The organism is Saliphagus sp. GCM10025317 (assembly GCF_042663665.1).
GTDB lineage: Archaea > Halobacteriota > Halobacteria > Halobacteriales > Natrialbaceae > Natronosalvus.
Genome location: NZ_JBHTAQ010000007.1, coordinates 811,624 through 836,859, shown reverse-complemented (window position 1 = coordinate 836,859; position 25,236 = coordinate 811,624). Strand labels below are relative to the sequence as shown.

Genomic DNA, 25,236 nt, shown 5'->3' with positions numbered 1-25,236 from the left:
ATGGGGCATGAACGTGACGCGACGACACTTCGCCGCACTCGCCGCCGGGTCGGCGGTCGCCGGTGCTGGCTGTCTCGGTGGCGGTGATGCGGAGGGCGACGGGAACGGCGACGGCGACGGGAATGGAAACGACGGCGGCAACGGCAACGACAACGGCAACGGCAACGGCAACGGCGACGGGTCTGACTCCGGCGTCGACGAGGACGACCTTCTCGAGATACCCGTCATCGGCGACCCGGACGCAGACGTTACGGTCACCGTCTTCGAGGACTTCGGCTGCGGCCACTGCGCTATCTACCACACAGAGATCTTTCCGGACATCAAGGAAGCGTACGTCGACGCAGAGCAGATTCGATACGAACACCGAGACTTTCCCATCCCCGTCCAGGAGGAGTGGTCCTACGCCGTCGCGAGCGCGGCCCGCTCGGTCCAGGATCAGGAGGGCAACGAGGCGTTCTTCGAGTTCACCGGCGAAATCCTCACCCACTGGGAGGACGGGTACTCCTACGACCTCATCGAACAGGTCGCGGGCGACCTCGGCTTCGACGCCGAGCAGGTTCGGGCGGACGCCGAGGACGTGACCTACCGGGACGGCCTCGAGGCCGAGCGCGCCTACGGCATGGAGCAAGGTATCAATGAAACCCCATGGATCGTCGTCGACGGCGAGCGAGTAGAGCCCGACACGGCGGCGATCGTCGGCGCGATCGACGAGGCGCTCGCGGACGACTGACGCGTCGACTGCAGGATAGACACGGCTCTGGCTACCATCGCACCCGCGCCACCATCAGCCCCGCCACAAAACGCCTAAGGGCCAAACCAGAGCGCCCGCAGATCCGAACCATTTACCACGCCGCACGCGAGTCCCCGTACATGATCCTCTCGGACGCGGACATCCTCGACCGACTCGAGGCGGGCGACCTCGTGGTCGAACCGATCGACGACTACGACCTGCAGATCCAGCCGGCGAGCGTCGACCTCCGGCTGGGGAGTCGATTCCTCGAGTTCCAGCGTACGAACATCCCCTGCATCCACCCGAACGAGGAGCGCGAGGTCGACGACTACGTCACCGAGACCGTCGTCGAGGACGGCGAGGACTTCATCCTCCACCCCGGCGACTTCGTGCTGGGGACGACCCACGAGCGCGTCGAGATTCCGGCGGACCTGATCGCTCACGTCGAGGGCCGCTCTTCGCTGGGACGGCTTGCCGTGGTCGTCCACGCGACCGCGGGTCTGTGCGACCCCGGATATCGAGGGCAGATCACCCTCGAGCTGTCGAACCTCGGCAGTGCGCCGGTCGCCCTCTCGCCGGGGATGCGGATCTCAGAGCTCACCTTCACGGAGCTGAAGACGCCGGCGGATCGCCCCTACGGGAGCGAACGCGGCTCGAAGTACCAGGACCAGGACGGCCCGCAGGCCTCCCGAATCCAGCGCGACGACGAGTTCGGCGGCGATCAGCTCGACCGTCACGAGGAGTGAACCGCCTCGGGATCAAGCCACGAGGCTTCTTCCCGTAGACCGAGCCGCGCGCCTCGAGCGACGGGAGCCGCGAGCTACGAGAAGTACGGCCAGGACGATCCCCACAGTTATTGCACCCCGGCACCTAGGCCCGGGCAGATGAAATTCGTCGAAGAGATCGTCGTCGAGGAGTTCCTGCCGACGATCCGCTCACAGCTCGCGGGGGAGCTCCGCGAGCGGGGATTGACCCAGAGTGAGGTCGCCGAGGTCCTCGGCATCAGCCAGAGCGCCGTCTCGAAGTACGCCCACGGCGACGTGGCCACGAACGACCGCATCGCCGAGGACGACCGCGTCCAGGAACTCGTCACGCGACTCGGCGAGGGACTCTCGAGCGGCGATATGTCGCCGGTCCAGGCGCTCGTCGAAATCGAGGTACTCGTGCGCGACCTCGAGAGTCCCGGCGACCTGCTGGCGACGCTCCACGAGGAATCCGTCCCGCAACTGGCCGAACACGACGCGAGCTTTCGCGTCCACGACCCCGAGAGCGCCGTCCGCTCGAGCGAGCGGGTTCGATCCTCGCTCCGGCGCGGGCTGCGCATCCTCGAGAACGCGAGCGGGTTCGCCGGCCTGATCCCGGCGGTGGGGTCGAATCTCGTCGCCTGCGTCCCCGACGCCGAGGACGTCGACGACGTGGCGGGCGTCCCCGGACGAATCTTCGACGTCAAGGGGCGAGCGACGGTCCCCGGAGAGCCCGAGTTCGGCGTCTCCGAGCACGTGGCCACAGTGCTCCTCGCCGCGCGACGCCACGGCAGCGACGCAACGGCCGCGGTGAACGTCCGGTACGAGCCCGCGCTCTTGGACACACTGGCCGAACGCGGCCACGGCCTCGCGGAGTTCGACGAATCGGGCGACGTCGCCTCGAGCGTCGGGGCGGCCATCGAGGAGACGCCGGCGGCGACCGTCCTCTACCAGACCGGCGGCGAGGGCATCGAACCCCTCACCTACGTGCTAGGTCCGGACGCGGAGGCGGTCGCGAGGACGATCCGCGAGCTGGTCTGAATGGCAGACGAGGATGCACAGGCGTTCTACGGCCGCTGGTCGCGCCTGTACGACCTGCTGGCCACGCGAACGCCCGGCATCGTTACACTCAGGCGCCAAGCCGCCCTCGCTTGCCGACTCGAGCCGGGCGACACCGTGGTCGAGATGGGCTGTGGCACGGGCGCCAACCTGCCCTACCTGCGCGAGCAGGTCGGCCCCGGAGGCACCGTCGTCGGCCTCGACTTCACCCGGGGCGTGCTCGAGCGAGCGCGCGTAGCGACGGCCGAGTACGACAACGTTCACGTCGTCCGAGCAGATGCGACCCAGCCGCCGATCCCCGACGAAGACGGGGTCGACGCGATCCTCGCCACCTTCGTCGTCGGCATGCTCGACGAGCCGGCTCGAGCGGTCGACCAATGGTGTGACACGCTCGCGCCCGGGGGCCACCTCGTCCTCGTCAACGCCGGTCGGAGCGAGCACTGGTACGCACCGCCCGTCAACGCGCTCTTCGGGATCGTCGTCGCCCTGTCGACGCCACCGACGACGCGGCTTCGCTACGACCGCGACCTCTCGGGACAGCTCGATCGAAAGGTGCGAGACGCCCACGATCGGCTCCGGGTGCGGGCGAGTGCGGTCGCCCACGAGACCCACACTGGCGGCGTCGTGCGGCTAACGGGCGGGCGAATCGACTGATCCTCGAATCGACCCATTCCGTCGCTCGAGCGAGCCGTCAGCCCTCGAGCCCCTCGTACTCGACGATCCGCTGACGCAACGAGTCCGGCATCGGCGCCGACGAGCGCGTCTCGGCGTCGACGCACACGAGGGTCGTCTCCGCGGCCGCCGCACGAGTCCCGTCGGCGTAAATTTCGTAGTTCATCGTCCAGCTCGAGGTACCTAGCTCGGTGGTCCCCGTCGCAACGACGACGTCCTGGCCCATCGTGATCGACCGCTCGTAGGTGATCTCGAGGTTGGCGACGACGAACCCGTAGTCCTCGACCGCGAGCTCGGCGACGGCCTCGAGGTACGCGGCCCGGGCCGACTCGAGGTAGGTTACGTAGACGGCGTTGTTGACGTGGCTGAAGGTGTCGAGGTCGCGATAGCGGATCGGGACGTCGACGGTGAACGGGAGGTCGGTAGCGAGATTAGTCATTGGAGGTGACTCGTGCGCCGGCGATTTGTGCGCGTCGATTGGCGCACGAACCCCACGAACTTCCGTTAGAGTCAAACCGACCGGCGGAAAAGGAACGGGCATGAGCGAACAGGAAACGCGATCGATCCGGTGTCTCGTGGCGAAGGTCGGCCTCGACGGCCACGACCGCGGGGCCCACGTCATCGCTCGAGCGTTCCGCGACGCCGGCTTCGAGGTCATCTACTCCGGACTGCACAAGGCGCCCGCCGAAATCGTCCAGGCGGCCGTCCAGGAGGACGTCGACGTCCTCGGCATTTCGATCCTCTCGGGAGCCCACAAGACGCTGGTCCCGAAGATCATGGACGGCCTCGAGGAGTACGACGCCGCCGAGGACACCCTCGTCCTGGTCGGGGGCGTGATCCCCGAGGAGGACAAGGCGGCCCTGCGAGCGGAAGGCGTCGCCGCCGTCTTCGGACCCGGCACGTCGATCGAGGAGACCGTCGAGTTCGTCCGCGAGAACGCCCCCGAGCGATGAGCGGCGACGACGATCTGCTCGAGGACCTCCTGGTCGGAAAACATCGGGCGCTCGCGCGCGTCATCTCGAAGATCGAAAATCGGGCACCGGGCTACCGCGAACTGGTGTCCGACCTGTACGCCCACACCGGCAACGCCGAAATCGTCGGCATCACGGGCAGTCCGGGCGCAGGCAAGTCCACGCTAGTCGACAAACTGGCCGAGACCTACCGCGAGCGGGGCGAGACCGTCGGCGTGATCGCCATCGACCCCTCCTCGCCCTTCACCGGCGGGGCCGTGCTGGGCGACCGCATCCGCATGGCCTCGACGGTCGGCGACATGGACGTCTTCGTGCGCTCGATGAGCGCCCGGGGAACCCTCGGCGGACTTTCGACGGCGACCGCCGACGCCGTCAAGGCGATGGACGCCTTCGGCAAGGACCGGATCATCATCGAGACCGTCGGCGCCGGGCAAAACGAGATCGACATCGTTCGAACGGCCGATACGGTCGCGGTGCTCGTCCCGCCGGGCTCCGGCGACTCTATCCAGACGCTCAAGGCCGGCATCCTCGAGATCGCCGACGTCTTCGTCGTGAACAAGGCCGACCGGCCGGGAGCCGACAGGACGGTCCAGGAACTCCTCGAGATGATCGAACTGGGCGACGGTGGCGGCTTCTCGAGTTCGGGAGGCGGGCACCACGGTGTGGACGCGATGGGCGAGGGTGCCTCGAATTCTCACTCGAGCGAGGACGGCAGTGAGGGGGAACCACACGAAGCACACGAAGCACACGAGTCAGCCGAATCAGCCGAATCAGCCGAATCAGCCGAACCCGAGACCTGGGTCCCACCCGTCGTCGAAACCGTCGCCACCGACGGAACCGGCGTCGACGACCTGATCGAGGATCTGGAACACCACCGCCACTACCTCGAGCGCTCCGGGACCCTCGCCGAGCGCACTCGTCGACGCTACGGCGAGGAGATCCGAACCCTGCTCCGGGAGGACGTCCACGACCTGCTCCAGGGCGAACTCGAGCGCGCCGGCGGCGTCGACGCGCTCGCGGAGGCGGTCCGGACGGGTGAGACCGACCCGTACACGATCGCCGACGAGGCGCTCGCTTCGCTCGAGCGGTGCCTCGAGGAGTTGGAGGGAGAGCGCCTCGAGTCGGTCTCGCGGTAGATGTCGGCTCCCCTTCGATTTTTGAACGCGCGTGGAAGGGTTCTAGTAGGTGGCTCTCCGAGCGAAGCGTATGACCGCAGACGACGGTGACGCCAACGGTGAACTGTCGACTGACCCCGAGCAAGACGCCGACGCCGAACACATGGACGGCCTCGAGGTGACGGGCTGTACGCGCTGTGGCGACCTGGTCGAGTCGCGGAGTCAGATCGTCAACGGAGCCGGACCCGAGGACGCCGACCTCCTGTTCGTCGGGGAGGGGCCCGGCGCGACCGAGGACCGCGAAGGGGAGCCCTTCGTCGGCAGGAGCGGATCCGTTCTCGACGACCACCTCCGGGACGTGGGCCTCCTCCGGGAGGACGTCCGCATCACGAACTGCGTGCGCTGTCGGCCACCCGAGAACCGCGATCCCACGAAGGCGGAACTCGCGAACTGTCGGGGCTACCTCGAGACCGAAATCGCCCGACTCGATCCCGAGGTGATCGTCACGCTCGGCAAGGTGCCGAGCGAACACCTGCTTGAGCGGTCGGTCGCGGTGACGAAGGAAGCCGGAACCGTCGAGGACGCCCGTATCGGCGGAACCGCGAGACGCGTTCTGATCTGTCTCCACCCGGCCGCGACGCTGTACGACCGGAGCCAGACCGATACGTTCGCCGAGACGCTCGAGATGGCGGCCGAGTTGGCGGGGCTCGAGGGAAGCGAGGGAAGCGGGCAAGCACGACTCGACGGGTTCGACTAACCGTATCGACTGATGGATGCCGACGGTCGCGTTCACTCTCGCTTTCGCAGTCACTCGAGGTCTGATCGGTGATTTGTGTGCGTACAAACTCGTATTTCGTTCGGGCGAGTCACATTTCGTTCGAACGAGCAATACAGAAAACCGACAGAATATTTCAATATTCGTTTGTTTAATAATAGTGATCGGGACCCAAAATATCGGATAAACTCGGCGGGTTTGTGTACAAAGCGCGGCTCTATTGGGATACCGATGGATGAGTATGTAGACGACATAGAAACTCCTAAATGGTGGCGTTCATAGTGTCATCCATGTCCGATAAGACACGGTGGACAAACAAGCGGCGAACGTTCATCAAAGGTGCAGGTGTGACGGCGACGGCGGGACTGGCGGGTTGTCTGGGTGATCTGACTGGTGGGAGCGACGGTGACGACGAGAACACCGTCCGATTCGTGCTCAATCCGGCCGAATCCGACGTTTCGATCGAGGACCAGTACCAGCCGATGTTTGACTACCTCGAGTCGGAAACCGACGCGACGATCGACCCCGTGACGACCCAGTCGTACTCGGAAACGCTGACGGCGCTCCGCGACGATCAGGCCGATGTGGCCGACACGTCGCCCTCCGCAGCCGTCGCCGGAAAAGACGTGGCCGAAGTAATCGGGATCCGCGTCGCCTACGGCGCAGCCCAGTACTTCTCGACGATCACGACGACGCCCGACAGCGGCATCGAGGAGCTGGCGGACCTCGAGGGTGAGGTCGTCAACGCGGCCTCCCCCCTCTCCGTGAGCGGAACCCTCGTTCCCCTCACGATGCTCAAGGAAGCGGGTCTCGACACCGGCACCGCGCCCGACGGCGACCCGGTCGACTTCGAGATCGGGTACGACGATCACGCGACGGCCCGCAACCAGCTGATCAACCGGGACGAGGTCAAAGCGGCCCTCAGTGGAGCGTTCGTGTCTGCACCGTTGGTCCCCCAGGAGCAGTTCGACGAGTACGAACAATTCGCCGAAATTTCCGCCGAGTACGACGGTGCGGGCGAAGACATCGGCAACGAGGATGCCGACCCCAACGCCGAACTCAAGCTGCTGGCGGTCTCCGATCCCCTCCCGCGTGCGCCCCTGATGGTTCGCTCCGAGTGGGAATCGGACGTCCGCTCCGACGTCGAGGAGGCCATCCTCAACGTCACCGAGGAGGACCTCCAGCACGACGAGGGCTACGACGGAGAGCCGCTCTGGTTCACCGGCGTCCAGGAGGGTTCGATCAACGACTACGAACCGATCCAGACAGTCATGGACGAGCTCGGCCTCGAGTTCGAAGACCTTGAATAGTCCTGTCTGAAATACTCTTTAGAATCGTGCATGAGTGAGATAACAGTCGACGGGCTAACCAAAGTGTTCGGCGAGACGGTCGCATTAGACGACGTCTCGTTCGAGATCGCCGACGGTGAGTTCGTCATCGTACTCGGCATCTCTGGCTCGGGGAAATCGACGCTTCTACGCTGTATGAACGGGCTGACGACGCCGACCGAAGGGTCCGTCGCCATCGACGGGGAGGAGGTGACCGAACCGCGCAAGGACGTGGCCATGATATTTCAGCAACATAACATCATCGGCCAGATGACCGCGTACTCGAACGCCCTCACCGGGGCGCTGAATCGGTCGAACTACCTCGAGAGTCTGTTGCAGCTTCACGACAAAGAAGAGAAGATCCAGACGCTCGAGGCCCTCGACACGGTCGGCCTCCTCGATCACGCCCAGAAACGGGCTCGTCAGATGAGCGGCGGCCAGCAACAGCGCGTGGGTATCGCTCGTGCACTGGTGCAGAACCCACAGATCATGCTCGCCGACGAACCCGTCGCGAGCCTCGATCCCGGCAGTTCGCAGCAGGTTATGGGCTATCTGCGCCGGGCCGCCAAAGAGCGCGGACTGACGTCACTGATCAGCCTCCATCAGGTCAACCTCGCTCGGAAATTCGGAGAGCGCTTCATCGGCCTGCGAAACGGCCAGCTGGTCTTCGACGGCTACCGCGAGGACTTCACGATGGAGGTCATCGACGAAATCTACGGCGGCATCGACACCGAAGGGATGTTCGAGGCCTCCGAGTCGGCGAGCGCTAGGGACGACGGCCCGAGCGACGAGACCGATGGGGCGACGTCGCCGACCTCGGGTGAGTACGTATGAGTACGGATACCGGTACGGGAACGAAGACGGGCACCGAAACGGATTCCCGCGTCGTCGAACGTTTCGAGGCCATCAAGCGACGGCGCCGCGTCCGGTGGATCGGCTACGGGATCCTCGTCGGCGTCCTCGGATACCTGTTCCTGAGCGCACTCACCTCGGTCGAGTGGTTCTCCACTAACAAGCAGTACGGCACCTTCGCCCGGCGGGCGACGGACTTCTTCCCGTTCTTGCTGACCGAACCGCCGTTTTTCGACCCGAGCGGGTTCCTCGAGTACACGTCCTACATCCACGAGCGGAACCTCCTGTACGACAAGGAGCTGCTGGGCCAATACCCGAGCCCGTTCGGTGACCCGATCGGCTTCCTGCTCTCGATCCCGAGCCTCCTGCTCGCGATCTTCGTCTCCGAGGGCGGCCCGCTGCCCTTCTTTGGAGAAGCTGGCACGACGCTGTCGATGGCCGTCGCCGGAACGGTCATGGGATTCCCCTTCGCCCTGCTGTTCGGCATTCTCGGGAGCGAACGCGTCACGCCGTTCCCGTTCAACTTCATCTTCCGCGGGACAATGAGCACCATCCGGGCGATTCCCGCGCTCGTCTGGATTCTGATATTCATCCCGCTGGCGGGAATCGGTCCGGTCACCGCAACCATCGCCATCGCCGTCGACACCATTGGGAACCTCGGACGGCTGTTCGTCGACGAACTCGAGGAGATCGAGGACGGACCCATCGAGGCGATGAAGACCACGGGGGCGAGCCGTCGACAGACGATCACCTTCGGAATGTTGAGTCAGGTCCACACGCCGTTCATCGCGTGGACGCTCTACATCTTCGAGATCAACGTCCGCATCGCCGTCTCGCTCGGCATCGTCGGCGGTGGGGGACTTGGCCAAGTGCTCGAGGTCCAGATGGGACTGTTCGCCTATACGAACGCGATGGCGACCATCCTCGTCATCCTCGTGATGATCATCTCCGTCGAGATGTTCAGCCAGCGGATTCGCGCACGGCTCCGCGCCGACGACACCGAGCCGATGGGGCTGTGGGAACTGCTGAAGGGCTTCCCGAAGCGGATGGCCCGTTCGCTCGCGAAGTAAGCCGCCTCACTCACCAACCGCGGCCGTTCTTTCTCGAAGGGCAACGCACTTGCTCGCTCGTCGCCGACCCGTATGTATGACCAAGACCACGCTATCGTCCCCGGTGGAGAGCGAGGAGACCCTCGCCGACGTCGCCATCGTCGACTACGGCCTGGGCAACCTCCGGAGCGTCACGCGCGGCCTCGAGCGGGCGGGCGCCGCCGTCGAAATCACCGACGACCCGGCCGACTTCGAGGACGCCGATGGCATCGTCCTGCCCGGTGTCGGCGCGTTCCGCGAGGGCGTCGAGAACGCCGATCCGCTCCGGGAGGACCTGCTGGCGGTCGCCGACCGCGGCCAGCCACTCTTCGGGATCTGTCTCGGCATGCAGATGCTCCTGACCTCGAGCGAGGAGGGCGAAACCGACGGTGAGTCCGCCGTCACCGGCCTGGACCTGATTCCAGGAACCAACGTCCGCTTCGCCGAAGGGCAAAAGATTCCTCACATGGGCTGGAACGAACTCGCCGTCGAACGAGAACACCCGCTCGTCGAGGGCGTCGACGGCCGCTACGCATACTTCGTTCACTCCTACTACGCCGTCCCCGACGACGAGTCGGCGACGGTCGCGACCACCGACTACGAACGGCCGTTCCCCTCGATCGTCGCGAACGAGGCGGGCAACGTCTTCGGGACCCAGTTCCACCCGGAGAAGAGCGGCGAGACCGGGCTCCAGATTCTGCGGAACTTCGTCGGGATCTGTGCGGATCTCGAGTGAGAGCCTCTAGGACGAGGTTGGCGAAGTCGGGAGCGGCGACCGCGCCCCAGGTGCTACGTCTCGTCGTCCTGGGCCTGTGACTTCTGGTACTCGACGCAGGCCTCCCGGGCACGAGCGAGCCGCTCGCCGGCCTCGCCCGACGTCTCGGACTCGAGGCCGTCGAGTTTTTCGATGAGTTCGGCGATCCGGTCGGTCTTCGGTCCGGGTTCGTCCTGCGTGCGGTGGCCCTCGAGTTCCTCGTCTAGCCCCTCCTGAATCGAATCGGCCTGCTCCTGGACGGTTCGGTCGGCGGCGTCGCTCGCGCGTCGAAGGTGCTCGCGAGCGCGCTCGAGGTGTGACGTTTCGGCGGTCACGTCTCCGGTATCGGGCGCCGTCCTCAACAATCGTCGGCCGGCGAGCGACGGCATCGAGCGTGGATTGGTATGCCGGGCTAAGATTCACTTGCATCGACGGTGTAGCTCCCGATCCAATGGTCGACACAGGAGACGGTGGAAATCAGACGGGCGATCTGACCGAACGAGCCCTCGAGTCGGACGCGCCGCTCGACGGCGGGTCGACGATCGATCGGGCGCTATCGCTGGCGAGACGAGGTGCGAGCGACGGGTCGCTCGCGATGGCGACTGGCGCCGTGGTCCTCTGGCGAGGCCTCCGATCGCTTCGGCGGGGTCGAGTACGTGGCGTCATCCCGGCCGCCATCGGCACGGCAGCCGTCGGTGCCGGCGTCAAGCGACGCCGCGCGAGCACCGGGGAATCGGACAAATCCACGTCGGACGAGGCTCACGCGGCAGCACAGCGGGAAGACCAGGGTCGCGAAACCGGGCTCGACGCCTCGAGCGACGAGTTCGACTGGCAAGACGACGAGACGTCCTCGCTCGAGCCGGCCGTCGACGACGAATCGGCCGAAGAGGCGTCGGCAGAGGCCGATCCACGGCTGGACGAGGACGACGCCGAGGAGGCAGACCTCTCGGATACCGCAGTCGCGGACGAAGTGAGCGAAGCGACCGGTCCGTCGGCCGAACAGGCACAACCGACGATGTCGATCGATAGCGAGGTCGACCCCGAAACCGGTGGACCGAGACCCGGTGCCCTGGACGGCGACGACTCGAGTGTAGCCGACGCTGACGAATACAGCGAGAGCGAAGCCGACACGGGCGACGCAATGCGTCAGGACGAGACCGACCCGGACGCGTCGCAGGCGGGCGACGACGAGGGCGATGGCGGCGATGCGGATGACGGCGTCGAACAGGAGGAGTGACGTTTCGATCCCTCGATCACCGACTCTCGAGTGCAGCACCCGTTCGGCTCAGGCGACGTCGAGCGGACGGCGAGTCGATTCGTTCGAGACGCCCTGTCGAGCTCCGCTGGAATTAGCGCCCGTGGCTACTCCCTCGAGCGAGGATCGAGACGCTCGGGAAGCGGCCAGGCCGCGGCGAGGTCCCCGTCGCGAACGAGCACGACGAGTCGATCCCGTTCTTCGACGGTCGGGAGACGATCGCGAGGAACGACGAGCTGATCGACAGTTCGCCCGCCCTCCTCGAGCAAGATGACGATGTGTTCGCCGTCGACGATTCGGTCGACGGTCGCGACGAACGTTTCGAACGGGAGCCCCGAGCTTGAGGCAGGAGCCGTTGGCTGGGTGTGCGATTCTGAAGCCTCGGTGACCCTGTCCCGAGACGGTGCGCCAGAACCGCTCCCGCTAACGGTTCCCGCAGTAGCGCCCGTGGCGAGGCCGGCGATCGTTCCGAGTACGGTGCGGCGAGTTCGAGTGGGCTGTCGAGCCATGGGCGGTCTGGCCGCCCGATCGTATATAAACTCGAGGCGCACGACGGAGGCGCGAAACCAACTCGAGGGACGGCCGACCACTTGCCGCTTCCCCGACACTCGAGTACTCGGCCGCCGTTCGGTCGCGTATGAGCGAGACACCCATCCCCCAGCCCGGCTTTGGAACGTCGGGTCACGAAGGAGAGACCTGCACCGAGAGCGTCGTGCGAGCGCTCGAGGCCGGCTATCGCCACGTCGATACCGCCCAGATGTACGACAACGAGGCCGCAGTTGGGGCTGCGCTCGAGCGAAGCGATGTCGACCGCGAGGACGTGTTCCTGGCGACGAAGGTTCACCCCTCAAACCTCGCACACGACGACGTCCTCGAGACGACCGAGGAGAGCCTCGAGCGACTCGGTGTCGACGCCGTGGACCTGCTGTACGTCCACTGGCCGACCGACGCCTACGACCCCGAGGAGACGCTGCCCGCGATGGACGAGGTTCGCGACCGGGGGTGGGCGCGAAACGTCGGCGTGAGCAACTTTACCGTCGAGTTGCTCGAGGAGGCCCGCGAGATCCTCGAGTCGCCAATCGCCGCCAATCAGGTCGAACTGCACCCGTTCCTCCAGCAGGGCGACCTGGTCGAGTACGGACAGGGACACGACGTGACGACCGTGGCCTACTGCCCGATCGCGAAGGGCAACGTCGCCGGCGACGACACGCTCGAGGCGATCGCCGACGCCCACGACGCCACGCCCGTCCAGGTGACGCTCGCGTGGCACTACTCCCACGAGGGCGTGGTCCCCATCCCGAAGGCGACCGGCGACCACGTCGAGGAGAACTACGCGGCGCTCGACCTCGCGTTGAGCGACGACGAGCTGGATCGGATCGCCGGACTCGACCGTGGCGAACGACTGGTCGATCCGGATGCGGCCGCGTGGAATCGCTGATCGAGGACTGTTCGGAGAATTGACGTTGGTGAATGTTCGAGTCAATCGACATCGGTGACCGCTCGAAGGATTCGCGACACGACTCGAGACGCTGTTATCGTTCTCAATCCAGGACCCGACGGAACCCAGCGAGAGCGAGAAGTACCACGAGCAGGGAGACGGCCGTGAATCCGGGCACCGAATCGGCGTCGTTCGCTTCGCGAGGCTCGTCGCTGCCCGATTCGTTCGCCGATCCCGAGGTGTTCTCGTCTACGTCGTCGGAGTCGCTCGAGTCCGGATCGTCCCCAGATTCAGCGGTGTCGTTTTCTCCGGTCGAATTGTCCGCCATCGCCTCGAGTGCGTCGCGATCCTGCGGATCTGGGTGGTCGAACGGTTCGTGCGGTTCCTCCTCACCGTCGATCGAAATCGTCACCTCCCGATCGTGAACCGCGAGCGGGAACTCGCGCTCGAGGTAGACCTCCGAGTTGCCGAAGGAGAGCGTCGTCTGTGCCGCCGGCGCGTCTTCCGCGACCTGGACCGTAATCGTGGCGACGCGAGCCTGCCCCGTCGCCCCGCCGGCCGCCGGATCGCGCCGCTGTTCGAGGATCGTCGTTCCGGCCTCGTTGACAATTACCCGTTCCTCGCGGATCTCGGTTTCCTCGCCCTGTTCGAGCCAGTCGCCGGCCTCGACGTCCGTGACTTCGAGGTAGTCGGGGTGGTACTGGGCGATCAACTCGTAGGAGGCGACGCCCTCGCCGTGGGCACCCTGGCTGCGCATGACGACGTCGATTTCAATCTCCTCGCCGGGCTGGGCCTCGACCTCGTAGGGCGTCGGCGAGATGGTGGCGACGGCGTCGCCAGCGGTAACCGTCCCGACCCCGAAACCGGCCAGAGCGACGGCGGACGTTACCAGTGCCAGCGCGAGAAGTGCGACGAGGAGGCTGCGGCCGGTCATAGCGAGATTACCGTCGACATCGACGGCATCTCGAGGAAGGCCGTCTCGTAGCCCCGGTGTCTCGAGACTTGCGGTGGCGTTCGTACTGCGAGTTCGAGGGTTGCCTCGTTCGGATCGGTCGCCAGTGCCGTCCCATAGTGGAGACCGAGTTCGTGGTCGAGGGTTTCGGTCAGCCGCTGGGAGTCGCCGTCGATGGTCGCCTCGAGGCCCATCAGCGGGAGGACGCAGTGGTTGTAAGGCGTCCGCGGGGAGACGGCGAGGTAGTGGTCGTCGGCGCCCGCCTCGGGATCGACGTCGACGAATCTGGAACCCGGTTCGAGAATCGCGACCTCGAAGACGGCGTCGCCGCTCTCGAGCGGTTCCTGAAGTGTTCCGGGGAGGCCCGTCGCCGACGGTGCGCTCGAGTACGGGATGGCGTGGCCGTCGTGATCGGATTCGGAATTGTCGTTGTCGGAGTTGCTGCCCCCGCCGCCGCCCTCACCGTCTCCGTGCCCCATCGGCTCGAGCGCGCCACGCTCGCCCCACTCGTCCTCGGGGAAGTACTCGATTTCGGTCGCGAGCCGGCGAAGGTCGTCGTCGAAGTCGAACGCGAGCTCGAACGAGACGGGCTCCTCGAGTCGATCCACGAACGCGCCAGTTTTCCGGATCGAGACCGGGCTCAATCGGCCCTCGACGCGATAGGTGCCGTCACCCTCGAGGGAGAGGTTGTCCCCGAAGTGAAAGCCCATCTGCTGGGAGAGCATGAGCCACGGACGAACCTCGCGAACGAACTCGCCGTTCCGGGAGAGTTCGAGGGCGGGACTCGAGTCGACGGGAACCACCTGTTTGGTCTCGCGGTCCCAGGCGGTGACCATCAGGTGGACGTCGTCGCGGTCGGGTTCGACCTTCTCGACGCCGCTTCCGTCGACGAGCCAGAACGGGTGTGGATAGGTGACCATCCCGGCAACGCGGTAGTCGCCGGCATCGACGGGTTCGAGCATCCGCATACGCTCGCGGTGGGTCGGGCGGTACACCGCGTCCGGTGGGTCCTCGATTTCGGGGAACGCGAGCAGGTCGTCGGAGTCGTTGGTGTCGTTCGACCCGTTCGGCTCGGCGTTTCCGTTCGATTCCGGGGTGTCGTCCTCACCGCGCTCGAGACAGCCGGCGATGGCGAGTGTGCCGGCCCCGGCGGTCGCTCGCTGGAGGAGGCGGCGTCGCGAAAGCGGGGACGTTCCGCGCATCTGTAGGGGAGTTAGGCGGAGAGCAATTTACGGTTTGTCCTTCAAGCCCGGTCGGATTCCTCGTCGTCAGCACCGCGCACACGGGAGTAGAGGTAAGTCCCACCTGCGCCGCCGGCGAGGGCGGCAAATGGACCGAATCCGGGCATACCGTCTTCTTCGCCGCTGACGTCGGTATCCTCGTCCACGACGTCCTCGTTCTCCTGTTCGTCGCCGTCCTGATCGTCGCCGTCCTGATCTCCGTTCTGATCCTCACCGTTGCCGTTTCCACCGTCGTCGTCTTCGCCGTCGTCGCCGTCGTCACCGTCCGCACCCTCGCCAGTCTCGAGCACGGCCGCCGCGTCGACGCTCGACTTCAATTTGAAGTAGTCGTAGCCGCTCGAGGTAGGCAACTCGAAGCCGTAACCCCAGTACTCCTCGTCCGGATCGTAGCCGCCGAAGACCCGAAGGACGGGGTTCTCGACGCTCGAGGCGAGTTCGCACAGCGCCTCGGCGTCGAAGACGACCTCGACGGTATCGTCGCCCTCGGCGACGGACTCGGCCGCGAGGTCCTCGCCGGTGCGGATCATGGCGCGGAAGGAGTCCTCGACGACGGCGGTACCACCCTCGGGGAAGGGAACGGTGATCGCGATCTCGCCGTCGTCGCGTGCGACCGACCCCGCGCCGACGTCCTCGTCGACCCGGATCATCCGGTTCTCGCGTTCGGGAGCCACGGTACCCCACTCCTCGAGTACGTCGAGCACGTACGGCCCCTGGAACTGACCCGATTCGAGGACGGTCTTGGCCTCGCTCAGAATTGGGTCGTTGCCGACGACGTAGTCGTTGTTCGCCATGTAATAGGTCGCCCCGAGGTCGACCGGTTCGCCGCCGACGAACACGTTGTCGATCCACGTCTCCTCGTCGTGGCCCCACCACTCGTAGGAGACCCCCGAGACCTGGATCGCCGGCTGCGTGCCGTAGTCCTCGCTCGGGTGCGGGCGAATCTCGCTCTCGAGGTAGTCGACGAGTTGTTGACCGGTGAGCTCGACGACCTCGATCTCGTTCGGGAACGGGAGGGTCTCCATGACCTGCGCGCCGGTGATCGGCCCGGCCTCGTAGTAGCCGCCGCGGATGCCGCCGCCGTTCTGGACGGCGACGTCGACCTCGATGTCGGCGGTGTCGCCGATGGTCGCCATCGCGTCGGTGATGAGGTTGCCGAAGCCGGTTTCGATCGCATAGTTGTCGAACGTGCCGTTGAGGTCCGTCTCGCTCTCGAAGAACGGTTGACCGAGGCGTTCGTCGAGTTCGCCCTGCCACTCTTCGGCCAAGTCCACGAGCGTGGGATCTTCCTCGATGTCGGCCGTCTCGCGGGCCGTGATCTGCTCGTACTCGTCGACCGCGTCGCTCGGACTCCAGTTCTCGGGGATCAGGTCGACCCGCCGCCAGTCGACGAGGTCGCCGTCGGCGTCGAGCGTGATCGACCCGACGTGGGCGAACTCGTCGCCGAACTCGCTGACGACCGTTCCGTCGGCGATTTCGGGTTCGTCGTACACGACGCCCGAGTGCGACCCGACGATGGCGTCCAGTCCGTCGACCTCTGCGGCCAGCGTGTCGTGGATTCCCGTGCTGACGTGGGAGGCACAGACGACGACGTCGGCCCCGTCCGCTCGCAGGGCGTCGACGGCCTCCTGAGCGCCCTCGACGTAACCGAGCACCTGCCACTCCGCCGGGTAGTCCGTCAGCGAGTGGAAGTTCGTCGAGACCAAGCCGAAGACGCCGACGGTGAGTCCGCCCTCCTCGAGCGTGGTCCAGCGCTCGGTCCCCGGGACTGGGTCGCCAGCGTCGTCGAGCAGGTTCGCGACGAGCCACGGGAACTCGCTCTCCTCGAAGCGCGTCGTCGCGATGTCGGCCCCGAAGTCGTACTCGTGGTTGCCGACGCCAACCGCGTCGATGTCCATATAGTTGAGCGCCTCGATCATGTGCTCGCCCTCGTACTCGAGGCCGAGCATCGAGGGGGCGATGTCGTCGCCGTTGCCCAGGAAGAGCGAGTTCTCGGCGTCGTCCAGGACGTCCTCGACGACGGTGTAGTAGCGAGCGATGTTGAGGTCGTACTCCTGTGCGTTGCGAAACCGCCCGTGAAAGTGCGTGTCGTGAACGATCGTCACCGTCTCGCCGCTCGCCACGACGCTCGCACTGGCGGGGACGAGCGCAGCGAGTGAGGCGCCAGCCGTCGCGCCGAGAAAGCGACGGCGGCTTCGGTCAACTAGGGAATCGTGTTCGGACGACGAACAATTCTTTCGCCGTGGGTGTTTCGCCATGGATGCAACCTTCGAAACGGGTAACTAATACCTTTCTAATTTTCATCACGACGTCTCAATCGCCGTCGGGAGCGCTCCGGAGAACGACAGGCGTGTACTGACGACTCGAGTGCCCAATCCGATCAATTACTATAATTAGTATAGTACGGACTGTATAGATGTCAGATAGAAAGTCGCCGTCAAAAGCGACACCCAACCCGCCACTCGAGTCCGAACGGTCCCTACCCAGGCGAAAGTAACCTAACGTAGTTCCCCGGTTGTCACGAATCGGAGACACTACTGATTTTCCGAATGTTTCCTCGAGACGGCCGCTCGGGGCCATCTTGCAACCATCCGGTTTTTCCGTTTCGATACCCTACCGTATCGTATGCTCCTCATACGCGGCCGTGCCGGCGGGACCGAACTCACCGGGACGCTATACGAGCGGGGCGAGCAGGCCCCTTCGTTCCGCGGTGCGCCGGACGAAGGTGCCCCGTACGTCTGGATCTGCGACGAGTTCTATGAGGTCGATAGTGGTGGCACCGCGCAACTCATCGACGGCCGCGAGGTACACATCGCCTTCGAGTCGCCGATGCCGCGCGGATTCGACACCCGCGAACAGGCGCTCGAGGCCGCGACCGAGCACATCCAGACCCAGTTCGCCCGCATCGGCGTCGACCGCGAGGCCGTCGACCTCGAGATCGAGAAGGACGAACTCGACGCCGCCGACGTGCTCGAGCGGGACGCAACCTGAGCTCAGGCGAACTCCTCGCCCCACCGCTTGTCGTCGTACGTTCGCCGCTCGACCGTCTCGAACTGCGTCTCGAGCGCCTCCCGAAGCGAACGCTTTTCGGACGCGCTGATCCTGGCGAGTTCGTCGGCCTTCTCGATGGTCTGTGGCGGCCCGCCCGCGACGGCCACGTCCTGGAGCAACTGCCGGGTGAGTCGCTCCCGGCGCTCCTCGTCGCGAACGACCCCGTACGGCGCTTCCACCCGGTAGACCAGGTCGTCCCGCGGATCGTAGATCACGAAGAACGTCACCTCGTAGGTCTCCAGGTCGAGTTTCCGGTCGACGCCGAGTGCGTCTCCTTCCGGCGAGAGGGGCCTGTCGACGCCGCCCCGCGAACGGAACCAGCCCGTGTAGGTCAGGCTCTCGGTGTCGCGTTCCCAGCGCTCCCCGTCGACGTCCGAGACGTACTCGCCGCGCTCGAGGATCCGGGTGAAGAACGTCCCGTCGTCGCCCCACGGCGCCTCGATGTCCTTCGACTTGACCGCGCGGGTGATCGCCCGCGTCGCTGGATTCTTGACGAAGCCGACGAGCGGGACCTCGCGCTCGAGGAACGTCTCGACCAGCCGAACGTAGTTCTGGACGACCTGTTTCGGCCTGGCGTTCTCCTCGAGGAAGGTCGCGAGGTCCGGATGCTGGTCCGACCACCGGAGGAGCCCTCGCGGGTAGAGCGGCCCGTCGAGGATCAGCAGGTCCGAGACGTCCTTGGCGTGAGCAAGCGCGTGCTCGCTCTCGGCGAGATAGAGCGCCAGCGCGTGGACGATGCCCTCGGCGAACCGCGGCAGTCGCTGCTGGACCTTGATCGCCCGCGAGCGGCTGTAGTCGTCGTCGAACTCGTCCCACGTCTCGTCGACGTGGGCCGTCTGATCGCTCGAGTGGACCGTCGCGATCATCGTCCGCGAGCGGTGGAGGTCGAGCGAGGAGGGCGTCGCGCTCATCGACGCCTGGGCGATGTCGATCACGAGGCCGTTCTTGAACACTGTCGGGTTGATCGTCCCGGCGTCCAGTCCGTGTTCGGTCGCGAACGGCCGGTCACAGAGGGCGATAGCCTCCCGGTCGACGAGATGTTTCGAGACAGAATCGAGTGGCTCGAGGACGAATCGGCCGTCGTCGTCGATCAGTGGGTCGAGAAAGTCCGCCCAGACCGTCTCGGCGAGCGCCCGGTGGTCGCGCTCGTCGGCCCCGTGATCGATCCGTCGCGCGAGTCGCGCGATGCCGTCGAAGTGGACCGGATCGAGTGTCATGCTCGAGTCCACCGAGGCAATCAGCAAAAAGCCAGTGGTCGCTCGAGCGCGAGTACGGTGTGGGTCGACGAGGGCGGACAGCGGTAGCGAGACATGAATCGCGTCGTCGTGGCCGTTGCTGGTACTCGTCTCTCGAGACCCCCTCGTCGCGTCCGAATCGGTACCGGTGGTGGACGAATTCGACGTCGGCGTTCACCGATTCTCCCTGCTTCCGAGGGCCCTCTGCCTCTCGTTCAGCCACTCGCGAGGTCAGTCTTCGGTCCCGAACCGCCGACCGGCGCCATCGGCAGCAGTTCGATACGTGTCAGGGAAATAGCTATGAATGGTGCTAGAGAGGTCGATCACGTCGTCTCAAGGAGGGCGGTACCTTCCAGCCCGTACGTTACACACCTATCCGTGTAACGCTCGAGCTACGACCGACCACCGTCGACGACATCAGTCCGGATACCAATTGGACGCGACATCGGTTGGAGCGCGGTTTCGCACCTCGGCCGAGCTAGATCGACGTGATCCGCGTGTACTCCTCGTCCAGGGCCGCCGCGTCCTCCGGAAGCAACGCCGTCACGAGCGTCTCTGCGTACTCGCTGAAGTAATCGACGAGTCGGGCGATCCGATTCGAGTCGATGGCCTCGAGCGAGTCCAGCAGCATGAACGGCACCTCGTCGTACACTTCGTGGACCAGGTAGCCAGCTAGCGCAAACACGAGCCCCGTCACTTCTCGCTCGCTCTCGCTCAGGTGATCGATCGTGTCCTCGTAGGTCCGCCCGTCGTCGGCCTGGCGGACGATGTGTAACTCGAAGACCGGGCGGTCGACGCGCCGCCGCCCCTCCTTGACCGTCTGCTCGGTTCGCTCGATCCAGATGCGCTCGAGGTTCTCGTACTCGAGGACGTCGAGCACCGAGGCCATGTGGTCGTTGAACGCCTCGACCGACTCCCGCTCGATACGATCGATTCGGGTCCGGAGGTCGGTGAGTCGTTCGGACGCCCGCTCTCGCTGTGCTCGCAGGTCGTCGATCCGACCGATCTCGGTCTCGGCTTCCTCGATCTCGTCCTCAACGTCCGCGAGGTCGTCCTCGAGCCGATTCAGACTGAACTCGAGTTCGGTCACCTCCTTCTGGTGATCGAGCGTTTCGCTCTCGCTCTCCTCCTCGAGTTCGTCGACCGTCGTCTCCAGGTCGTCGATGCGTTCCTGGAGTTCGCCCTCGCGCTCGTCGAGCGTCTCGAGCCGGTCGCGGCGTTGCTCGAGTTCGTTCTCCGTGCTCTCGATTCGCTGCGTCAGCGTCTGTCGGCGCTGGTTCGTCTCCCGTGCCTCCCGCAACGTCGCCTTCCGGTCGTCGATCTGGCGCCGGAGTTCGTTGCGTTCCTGGACGTGCTCCTGCCGCAGGGAGCGAAGGCGCTCGATGGTCGACTCGATTTGGTCAGTTTCGACCGTGGACCCGCACGTCCAGCAGATGGCCGTGTCGTCCTCGAGCAACTGTTCGGTCACCGCACCACCGTCGGTCTCGGACTGTTCGCCCTGTAACGCCTGCGTGATCCGCTGGTTCGTCCCCTCGAGCATTTCCTCGTTGAACTGGATGATGCTCTGGAGCTGGTTCGTGCTCGAATCGAGCGTCGATCGCTGGTCACGAAGCGTCTCGAGTTCCTGTTCGAGCGCGTCGGGATCCGTTTCGAAGCCGTCGGGAAGCTCCTCGAGTTCGTCCTGCATCTCCTCGAGTTCCGACTCGAGGGTTTCGATGCTCTGTTGTTCGGTCTCGCGCTGGAACTGGACGTCCTCTAGGTCGCTTCGCGCCGACTGGAGTTCGTCGAGTTTGGCCTCGAGTTCGTCGTCGTCGGTCTCGGATTCGTCCGCGCGCGAGGCCTCGAGGTCCGCGCGTCGTTCTTCGAGTTCAGCCTCCGTTTCCTCGATCTCCTTTCGGAGCGACTGGCGACGTTCCTCGAGCGAGGGAAGCGACGATTTGAGCGACGTGAGACGGTCGATTTCGTCGTCGAGGCGTCGTTTGTCCGCTTCGGCCTGGGAGATTTCGGCTTCGATCTCCTCAACGTCGACCGGCCGCATGATGACCTCGCGGAGGTCATCATGCTGGCTGACGGCCTGGCGCGCGGTGTTCGACTCGAGCAGGAATGCGAAGAGGTTCGCCAGCGTCGGGTCCTCGAGATAGGGGTCGCCCGAACTGACGATCCCCCCTTCTCGCCGTTCGAAGTGGCGCTCGTACGTTTCACCCTCGAGCTCGAGCGTCACCGAGCCGTGGTCGGCGTCTGCCTTGAGGGAGACGCGGTCGCTTCCGAGTGCGCCCATGATGGATCGAAGGAAGGAGGTTCGGTTCGTCGCGTTTCGGCCCGTGAGGACGTTCACGCCTGTCGTCAATTCTACCGTCGTCGAGTCGATTCCGCCGATGTTTTCGACGGACACTCGTGGCTGTCCAGTCGTCTCGCCTGCGCTCATTGGCGTCACTTGGGGCACCACGTATTTATATGCCATCGTCTATCGCTCGCTTCGGACGGTCAGCGACCGTTGGCTCTGGACCCTGGTTACTCGAGCGAGCTGGTTACGCGTGAGAAAACCGGTCGAACACTCGCGACGGACGATCGATCACTCGCGACAGCGACAGCCGCCGCGCTCGAGGAACGTCGCGACGTCGTACTGCTCCCCGCACTCCTCACAGAGGACGTTCACGTCGACGAGTACCGACACGGAGCCGCTCTCGAGGAGGTCCGTCTCCCGATATCGTTTCACGGTGTCCTCCGTGACCGCGGTCAACCGACTCGAGAGGCGCTGGATAGAGGCAGCATCCCGCTCGAGGCGGTCCTCCGGAGTCGTCTGGCTAGAGGGCCCCTCGAGTTCCCGGTCGCTCGTCAGGTAGGTGTGAATTGCCTGGTGGGAGACGAACTCCCGGCGGAGCGCGTCGACATCGATGCCGGCCCGCTCGAGTTCGCGTTCGGCCTGGGTTCGCATCCCGGCGCTCACGTCGTCGTCGGTGAGGAGTCGGTACGTGTTCTCGACCTCGCCGTCGAGCGGCGACAGACCGGCGCGAGTCATCCGTTCACCGAGGAGCCGTTCGTTGAATCGTCTCGCCAACTTGCGAAGGCTCTCCCGTTCGTATCCCTTCCCGAGCCAGCGCTGCTCGAGTTCGAGCCCGAGGCTCTCGAGGTCGTAGGTCTCGAGCAGACGAGCGACCTTAGTCGGCATACGTTCTCCGCCTCCTGACGGGTCGGTCTATCATTATCGGGTATGGGTGTGTCCGGTACGTGAAAGTATCGGCTGGGACGCGGTCAGCGAAGTCGCGTGGCTTTGATGTGGTCAGCGAGGTCGTATATCGAAGCCAGGAGCTTTTCAGGCGGAGATGTGTGAAAAAGTAGAGACAAGCGTCGAACGAGGCGATTTTTGATAGTTAGTCCCGATCCGGGAGCCGATCGGAGAGCCGGTCGAAGCGATCCCGCAGTCGATCGCGACGGTCGGCCTCCTCGTCCGGCCGATACCGCATCTCGCGTACTGCTCCGTCCTCGAGAACGACCTCGAAGACGGCCCCCTCGTGGCGACCGTTCTCGGGGAGCGACTCGAGGTCGAGTTCGAGCTGTTGGCGTTTCGCAGTGTCTTCACCGTCATCGGCTTCGGTGGCTCCGCCGCTGTCGGCTTCGGTGGCTTCGCCATCGAGTGATTCGTCTTCGATGCCATCGACGTCGTTACCGTGTTCGTCGTTGTCTTCGCCTTCGTCGCCGGCCTCGGTCTCGAGTAGCAACACCGCGACCGAACCGTCGACGATGCGGTCGAGGACGGCAGTGACAGTTGCGCTGGTCATGGGAGTGAGAGTACCTCCGTCGGGATTCCGGTCACGCGTTGAGCCAATCGCTCGGACGTCTCCGTCTCATCGCTCGAGAACTCCTCGAGGAGAACGTACCCATCCGTTGGGCCTGATCGCTCCGCCTGGACCGCGACCGACTCGCCGTCCGTGGTGACGACCACGTGTCCGTGGACGCCCGTCCAGTAGGTCTCGATTCCGCGCTCGCCGAACGCCGCGAGTACCTCGTCGTGTGGGTGACCGTACTGGCTCTCGAGGGGAGCCGAGACGACCGTCACGTCGGGATCGACCACGTCGAGAAACGCCGACGACGAACTGGTCGATGACCCGTGGTGACCCGTCTGGTAGATCTCCGCCTCGAGGTCGTCACCGTGGCGCTCGACCAGACGCGACTCGACCGAGCGCTCGGCGTCGCCGGTCGTCAGGTAAGAGACGTCGCCGTAGGTCACCGTCAGGACGACGCTGTTGTCGTTGAGCCCGTCCTCGTCGTCCGGACCCTCGGCCGGCGGGTTGTAGAACTCGATTTCCGCCTCACCGAAGTCGACGGCGTCTCCTTCCCGAACCGGAAAGAGGTCGACGTCGTGTTCCTCGACGGCGTCCAGGTAGCGCTCGTAGGTCTGGCTCGTCGAGACGACGCCGGAGTCGTAGATGGCGCCGACGCCGTCGCCGTTCGTCTCTACGTGCTCGATCACCGCGGCGTGGCCGCCGATGTGGTCGGCGTGAGCGTGGGTCGCCACGAGGTGGTCGACGCGGTCGATTCCCCGCTCCTCGAGGTAGGCGATGACCGACTCGCCGTCGTCTCGCCAGTCGCCGCTGTCGACGAGCATCGTCTCTCCCGAGGGCTCGATCAGCAGAGTCGCGTCGGCCTGTCCCACGTCGATGTGGTGGATCTCGAGTGTGCCCGCATTCCGCTCCGTTTCGCCGTCGTTGGAGTGGTCGTCGCTGTCGTCAGTGTCGTCACCGTCTTCGAGTTCGCCGCCGTCGTCACCGTCGCCACCATCGACGTCTCGAGGACCCGTCGACGTCCCGAAGTCGAGACAGCCGCCGGTAACGAGCACGACGACGACGAGCATCAAAAGCAGGAGACGAACGGGTCGCACGCACCACCCTTCGATTCGAACGCATATGGACCTTGTCGTCACTGCAGGAGGGTTCCGTCGTGACTACCAGTCGACGCTCAGCGTGCCGTCGCCGTGTGGATCCGGCGCGATCTCCTCGTCCGTCCGCCGATCGATCACGTGGATACAGCCCTGGTCTTTCTTCGCCGGGCAGACCTCGGCCGCACGGACGTTGTCCTCGAGGTCGTCCTCGCCGATAAAGTACGAATTCGCCCGCGCGAGGCCCGTCTGGAGGTCCATCTCCCAGTTGTCGCTCACCTCGGCGCACTTGCCCGCGCCGAAGCACTTGTTCGCCTCGAAGATGATCTTGTAGGGCTTGTCCTCGATTGGCGGCCCGTCGCTCGAGCCGACGTCGCTGGGGCGGGGGCGACCGTCGCTTCCGTCGGCCCCGTCGGTTTCAGCGGTCTCCTCGCGTGCGTCGCTCATATCGTCACCTCGGGAGGCGACGGTCTTTCGCGTTACGGTTTCGAGGGTGCGATCGACCCCACGATCGATCCTACCGATCGACGGACACCGACTCGAGAACGATGTCGCGTTTTGGCTTGTCGTTCCCGTCCGTCTCTACGGAACCGATCTCGCGGACGACGTCCATCCCGTCGGTCACTTCACCAAAGACCGAGTGGCGGCCGTCGAGGTGGGGCGTCGCATCGAGGGTGATGAAGAACTGCGAGCCGTTCGTGTTCGGGCCGGCGTTGGCCATCGAGAGGGTGCCGGGGCTGTCGTGGGTGAGATCGTCGTGGAACTCGTCGTCGAAGGTGTAACCGGGGCCGCCGCGGCCGGTGCCGGTCGGGTCGCCGCCCTGGATCATGAATCCCTCGATGACGCGGTGGAACGGGACGTCGTCGTACAGCGGTTCGTCGGTGACGCGCTCGTCGGTCTCCGGGTCGGTCCACTCGCGCTCGCCCGTCGCGAGGCCGATGAAGTTCCCGACCGTTCGGGGTGCTCGCTCTTCGAACAGTTCGACGGTGATGTCGCCCTCGCTCGTGTGAAGCGTCGCTGTTGGGTTTGCCATACCACGGCCGACGAGGGGCGTGGTGAAAACAGTGGTGGTCTCGAGGCGGCGGGCGTCGCAGTATTCCCGCG

General features: G+C 65.3%; 27 protein-coding genes. 14 read left to right on the top strand and 13 right to left on the bottom strand.

The annotated features are described in order from the left end of the window. Positions 1-7 precede the first annotated feature (7 nt). From ACFQS4_RS18720 to ACFQS4_RS18705, 4 genes are all read left to right on the top strand, one after another. Positions 8-730 carry a thioredoxin domain-containing protein gene (locus tag ACFQS4_RS18720; protein ID WP_500195330.1) on the top strand — a complete coding sequence of 241 codons (723 nt, stop codon included), beginning with the start codon at positions 8-10 and terminating at the stop codon, positions 728-730. 140 nt (positions 731-870) lie between these two features. Next, entirely contained in the window at positions 871-1,476 is a 606-nt protein-coding gene (gene dcd / locus ACFQS4_RS18715) for a dCTP deaminase (RefSeq protein ID WP_500195328.1), read from the top strand. A 138-nt stretch (positions 1,477-1,614) separates the two neighbouring features. Continuing rightward, positions 1,615-2,514, top strand: coding sequence for a thiamine-phosphate synthase family protein (locus ACFQS4_RS18710; protein ID WP_500195324.1), 900 nt, complete (start codon positions 1,615-1,617; stop codon positions 2,512-2,514). Beyond that, positions 2,515-3,186: a class I SAM-dependent methyltransferase gene (locus ACFQS4_RS18705; protein ID WP_500195322.1), complete on the top strand. Its 672-nt coding sequence runs from the start codon at positions 2,515-2,517 to the stop codon at positions 3,184-3,186. It abuts the gene before it with no gap. Between the two features lie 37 nt (positions 3,187-3,223). Here the strand turns inward: ACFQS4_RS18705 and ACFQS4_RS18700 are convergent, their stop codons facing one another. Further along, on the bottom strand, positions 3,224-3,643 hold the full coding sequence (locus tag ACFQS4_RS18700) for an acyl-CoA thioesterase (RefSeq protein WP_500195320.1): 420 nt from the start codon (positions 3,641-3,643) through the stop codon (positions 3,224-3,226). A 100-nt stretch (positions 3,644-3,743) separates the two neighbouring features. Here ACFQS4_RS18700 and ACFQS4_RS18695 point away from each other — a divergent pair, with 100 nt between their 5' ends. From ACFQS4_RS18695 to hisH, 7 genes are all read left to right on the top strand, one after another. Beyond that, positions 3,744-4,157 carry a cobalamin B12-binding domain-containing protein gene (locus ACFQS4_RS18695; RefSeq protein WP_254158130.1) on the top strand — a complete coding sequence of 138 codons (414 nt, stop codon included), beginning with the start codon at positions 3,744-3,746 and terminating at the stop codon, positions 4,155-4,157. Further along, positions 4,154-5,311: a methylmalonyl Co-A mutase-associated GTPase MeaB gene (gene meaB, locus ACFQS4_RS18690; protein WP_500195318.1), complete on the top strand. Its 1,158-nt coding sequence runs from the start codon at positions 4,154-4,156 to the stop codon at positions 5,309-5,311. The genes ACFQS4_RS18695 and meaB overlap by 4 nt, the downstream gene beginning before the upstream one ends. Before the next feature lie 142 nt (positions 5,312-5,453). Next, the gene (locus ACFQS4_RS18685; RefSeq protein ID WP_500196673.1) at positions 5,454-6,047 is read left to right on the top strand and encodes a uracil-DNA glycosylase; all 594 of its coding nucleotides are present in this window, start codon (positions 5,454-5,456) and stop codon (positions 6,045-6,047) included. Positions 6,048-6,355: 308 nt separating this feature from the next. After that, on the top strand, positions 6,356-7,375 hold the full coding sequence (locus tag ACFQS4_RS18680; protein ID WP_500195316.1) for a substrate-binding domain-containing protein: 1,020 nt from the start codon (positions 6,356-6,358) through the stop codon (positions 7,373-7,375). 30 nt (positions 7,376-7,405) lie between these two features. Then, positions 7,406-8,227 (top strand): phosphonate ABC transporter ATP-binding protein, encoded by an 822-nt coding sequence (phnC, locus tag ACFQS4_RS18675; RefSeq protein WP_500195313.1) that lies wholly within the window; start codon positions 7,406-7,408, stop codon positions 8,225-8,227. Then, entirely contained in the window at positions 8,224-9,315 is a 1,092-nt protein-coding gene (gene phnE / locus ACFQS4_RS18670) for a phosphonate ABC transporter, permease protein PhnE (RefSeq protein ID WP_500195311.1), read from the top strand. Before phnC ends, phnE begins: the two co-directional genes overlap by 4 nt. A 76-nt stretch (positions 9,316-9,391) precedes the next feature. Continuing rightward, entirely contained in the window at positions 9,392-10,069 is a 678-nt protein-coding gene (gene hisH / locus ACFQS4_RS18665; RefSeq protein ID WP_500195308.1) for an imidazole glycerol phosphate synthase subunit HisH, read from the top strand. Between the two features lie 53 nt (positions 10,070-10,122). Here hisH and ACFQS4_RS18660 read toward each other — a convergent pair whose 3' ends face one another. Then, the gene (locus tag ACFQS4_RS18660; RefSeq protein ID WP_500195306.1) at positions 10,123-10,422 is read right to left on the bottom strand and encodes a DUF7553 family protein; all 300 of its coding nucleotides are present in this window, start codon (positions 10,420-10,422) and stop codon (positions 10,123-10,125) included. 116 nt (positions 10,423-10,538) lie between these two features. Here ACFQS4_RS18660 and ACFQS4_RS18655 point away from each other — a divergent pair, with 116 nt between their 5' ends. Then, a complete protein-coding gene (locus tag ACFQS4_RS18655; RefSeq protein WP_500195304.1) occupies positions 10,539-11,324 on the top strand; it encodes a hypothetical protein in 786 nt (261 codons plus the stop codon). A gap of 125 nt (positions 11,325-11,449) precedes the next feature. Here the strand turns inward: ACFQS4_RS18655 and ACFQS4_RS18650 are convergent, their stop codons facing one another. Then, entirely contained in the window at positions 11,450-11,851 is a 402-nt protein-coding gene (locus ACFQS4_RS18650; protein WP_500195301.1) for a hypothetical protein, read from the bottom strand. Positions 11,852-11,979: 128 nt separating this feature from the next. Here ACFQS4_RS18650 and ACFQS4_RS18645 point away from each other — a divergent pair, with 128 nt between their 5' ends. After that, entirely contained in the window at positions 11,980-12,780 is an 801-nt protein-coding gene (locus ACFQS4_RS18645) for an aldo/keto reductase (RefSeq protein WP_500195299.1), read from the top strand. A gap of 103 nt (positions 12,781-12,883) precedes the next feature. Here ACFQS4_RS18645 and ACFQS4_RS18640 read toward each other — a convergent pair whose 3' ends face one another. From ACFQS4_RS18640 to ACFQS4_RS18630, 3 genes are read right to left on the bottom strand one after another with little or no spacing between them, the layout of a single operon-like run. Beyond that, the gene (locus ACFQS4_RS18640; protein ID WP_500195297.1) at positions 12,884-13,714 is read right to left on the bottom strand and encodes a cohesin domain-containing protein; all 831 of its coding nucleotides are present in this window, start codon (positions 13,712-13,714) and stop codon (positions 12,884-12,886) included. After that, positions 13,711-14,934: a DUF7350 domain-containing protein gene (locus ACFQS4_RS18635; protein WP_500195295.1), complete on the bottom strand. Its 1,224-nt coding sequence runs from the start codon at positions 14,932-14,934 to the stop codon at positions 13,711-13,713. The genes ACFQS4_RS18640 and ACFQS4_RS18635 overlap by 4 nt, the downstream gene beginning before the upstream one ends. Positions 14,935-14,975: 41 nt before the next feature. Next, positions 14,976-17,228, bottom strand: coding sequence for a bifunctional metallophosphatase/5'-nucleotidase (locus ACFQS4_RS18630; RefSeq protein ID WP_500195292.1), 2,253 nt, complete (start codon positions 17,226-17,228; stop codon positions 14,976-14,978). A 367-nt stretch (positions 17,229-17,595) separates the two neighbouring features. Here ACFQS4_RS18630 and ACFQS4_RS18625 point away from each other — a divergent pair, with 367 nt between their 5' ends. Next, positions 17,596-17,961, top strand: coding sequence for a DUF7113 family protein (locus ACFQS4_RS18625; protein WP_500195291.1), 366 nt, complete (start codon positions 17,596-17,598; stop codon positions 17,959-17,961). 2 nt (positions 17,962-17,963) lie between these two features. On the opposite strand, the gene ACFQS4_RS18620 is transcribed toward ACFQS4_RS18625, so the two are convergent. The 7 genes from ACFQS4_RS18620 to ACFQS4_RS18590 form a co-directional block, all read right to left on the bottom strand. Beyond that, complete coding sequence (locus tag ACFQS4_RS18620; protein ID WP_500195290.1) at positions 17,964-19,238, bottom strand: DNA double-strand break repair nuclease NurA; 1,275 nt, start codon at positions 19,236-19,238, stop codon at positions 17,964-17,966. A 496-nt stretch (positions 19,239-19,734) separates the two neighbouring features. After that, the gene (locus tag ACFQS4_RS18615) at positions 19,735-21,681 is read right to left on the bottom strand and encodes an archaea-specific SMC-related protein (protein WP_500195288.1); all 1,947 of its coding nucleotides are present in this window, start codon (positions 21,679-21,681) and stop codon (positions 19,735-19,737) included. Positions 21,682-21,828: 147 nt separating this feature from the next. Then, positions 21,829-22,425, bottom strand: a complete 597-nt coding sequence (gene rdfA, locus ACFQS4_RS18610) for a rod-determining factor RdfA (protein WP_312909512.1) — start codon at positions 22,423-22,425, stop codon at positions 21,829-21,831. A gap of 202 nt (positions 22,426-22,627) precedes the next feature. Continuing rightward, the gene (locus ACFQS4_RS18605; RefSeq protein ID WP_500195285.1) at positions 22,628-23,035 is read right to left on the bottom strand and encodes a DUF3006 domain-containing protein; all 408 of its coding nucleotides are present in this window, start codon (positions 23,033-23,035) and stop codon (positions 22,628-22,630) included. Then, the gene (locus ACFQS4_RS18600; protein ID WP_500195282.1) at positions 23,032-24,135 is read right to left on the bottom strand and encodes a ComEC/Rec2 family competence protein; all 1,104 of its coding nucleotides are present in this window, start codon (positions 24,133-24,135) and stop codon (positions 23,032-23,034) included. Before ACFQS4_RS18600 ends, ACFQS4_RS18605 begins: the two co-directional genes overlap by 4 nt. A 63-nt stretch (positions 24,136-24,198) precedes the next feature. Next, positions 24,199-24,579, bottom strand: a complete 381-nt coding sequence (locus tag ACFQS4_RS18595; RefSeq protein WP_500195281.1) for a ferredoxin — start codon at positions 24,577-24,579, stop codon at positions 24,199-24,201. Positions 24,580-24,649: 70 nt separating this feature from the next. Further along, positions 24,650-25,165, bottom strand: coding sequence for a peptidylprolyl isomerase (locus ACFQS4_RS18590; RefSeq protein WP_500195278.1), 516 nt, complete (start codon positions 25,163-25,165; stop codon positions 24,650-24,652). Positions 25,166-25,236: the final 71 nt, after the last annotated feature.

Bases quoted from the DNA above. Each gene is read 5' to 3' on its own strand.
- rdfA (WP_312909512.1), bottom strand. From the start codon at position 22,425: ATGCCGACTAAGGTCGCTCGTCTGCTCGAGACCTACGACCTCGAGAGC.
- ACFQS4_RS18680 (WP_500195316.1), top strand. From the start codon at position 6,356: ATGTCCGATAAGACACGGTGGACAAACAAGCGGCGAACGTTCATCAAA.
- ACFQS4_RS18630 (WP_500195292.1), bottom strand. From the start codon at position 17,228: ATGGCGAAACACCCACGGCGAAAGAATTGTTCGTCGTCCGAACACGAT.
- ACFQS4_RS18650 (WP_500195301.1), bottom strand. From the start codon at position 11,851: ATGGCTCGACAGCCCACTCGAACTCGCCGCACCGTACTCGGAACGATC.
- hisH (WP_500195308.1), top strand. From the start codon at position 9,392: ATGACCAAGACCACGCTATCGTCCCCGGTGGAGAGCGAGGAGACCCTC.
- ACFQS4_RS18620 (WP_500195290.1), bottom strand. From the start codon at position 19,238: ATGACACTCGATCCGGTCCACTTCGACGGCATCGCGCGACTCGCGCGA.
- ACFQS4_RS18640 (WP_500195297.1), bottom strand. From the start codon at position 13,714: ATGACCGGCCGCAGCCTCCTCGTCGCACTTCTCGCGCTGGCACTGGTA.
- meaB (WP_500195318.1), top strand. From the start codon at position 4,154: ATGAGCGGCGACGACGATCTGCTCGAGGACCTCCTGGTCGGAAAACAT.
- ACFQS4_RS18705 (WP_500195322.1), top strand. From the start codon at position 2,515: ATGGCAGACGAGGATGCACAGGCGTTCTACGGCCGCTGGTCGCGCCTG.
- ACFQS4_RS18685 (WP_500196673.1), top strand. From the start codon at position 5,454: ATGGACGGCCTCGAGGTGACGGGCTGTACGCGCTGTGGCGACCTGGTC.
- ACFQS4_RS18695 (WP_254158130.1), top strand. From the start codon at position 3,744: ATGAGCGAACAGGAAACGCGATCGATCCGGTGTCTCGTGGCGAAGGTC.
- ACFQS4_RS18720 (WP_500195330.1), top strand. From the start codon at position 8: ATGAACGTGACGCGACGACACTTCGCCGCACTCGCCGCCGGGTCGGCG.
- ACFQS4_RS18605 (WP_500195285.1), bottom strand. From the start codon at position 23,035: ATGACCAGCGCAACTGTCACTGCCGTCCTCGACCGCATCGTCGACGGT.
- phnE (WP_500195311.1), top strand. From the start codon at position 8,224: ATGAGTACGGATACCGGTACGGGAACGAAGACGGGCACCGAAACGGAT.
- ACFQS4_RS18710 (WP_500195324.1), top strand. From the start codon at position 1,615: ATGAAATTCGTCGAAGAGATCGTCGTCGAGGAGTTCCTGCCGACGATC.
- ACFQS4_RS18635 (WP_500195295.1), bottom strand. From the start codon at position 14,934: ATGCGCGGAACGTCCCCGCTTTCGCGACGCCGCCTCCTCCAGCGAGCG.
- phnC (WP_500195313.1), top strand. From the start codon at position 7,406: ATGAGTGAGATAACAGTCGACGGGCTAACCAAAGTGTTCGGCGAGACG.
- ACFQS4_RS18615 (WP_500195288.1), bottom strand. From the start codon at position 21,681: ATGAGCGCAGGCGAGACGACTGGACAGCCACGAGTGTCCGTCGAAAAC.
- ACFQS4_RS18655 (WP_500195304.1), top strand. From the start codon at position 10,539: ATGGTCGACACAGGAGACGGTGGAAATCAGACGGGCGATCTGACCGAA.
- ACFQS4_RS18645 (WP_500195299.1), top strand. From the start codon at position 11,980: ATGAGCGAGACACCCATCCCCCAGCCCGGCTTTGGAACGTCGGGTCAC.
- ACFQS4_RS18700 (WP_500195320.1), bottom strand. From the start codon at position 3,643: ATGACTAATCTCGCTACCGACCTCCCGTTCACCGTCGACGTCCCGATC.
- ACFQS4_RS18590 (WP_500195278.1), bottom strand. From the start codon at position 25,165: ATGGCAAACCCAACAGCGACGCTTCACACGAGCGAGGGCGACATCACC.
- ACFQS4_RS18595 (WP_500195281.1), bottom strand. From the start codon at position 24,579: ATGAGCGACGCACGCGAGGAGACCGCTGAAACCGACGGGGCCGACGGA.
- dcd (WP_500195328.1), top strand. From the start codon at position 871: ATGATCCTCTCGGACGCGGACATCCTCGACCGACTCGAGGCGGGCGAC.
- ACFQS4_RS18625 (WP_500195291.1), top strand. From the start codon at position 17,596: ATGCTCCTCATACGCGGCCGTGCCGGCGGGACCGAACTCACCGGGACG.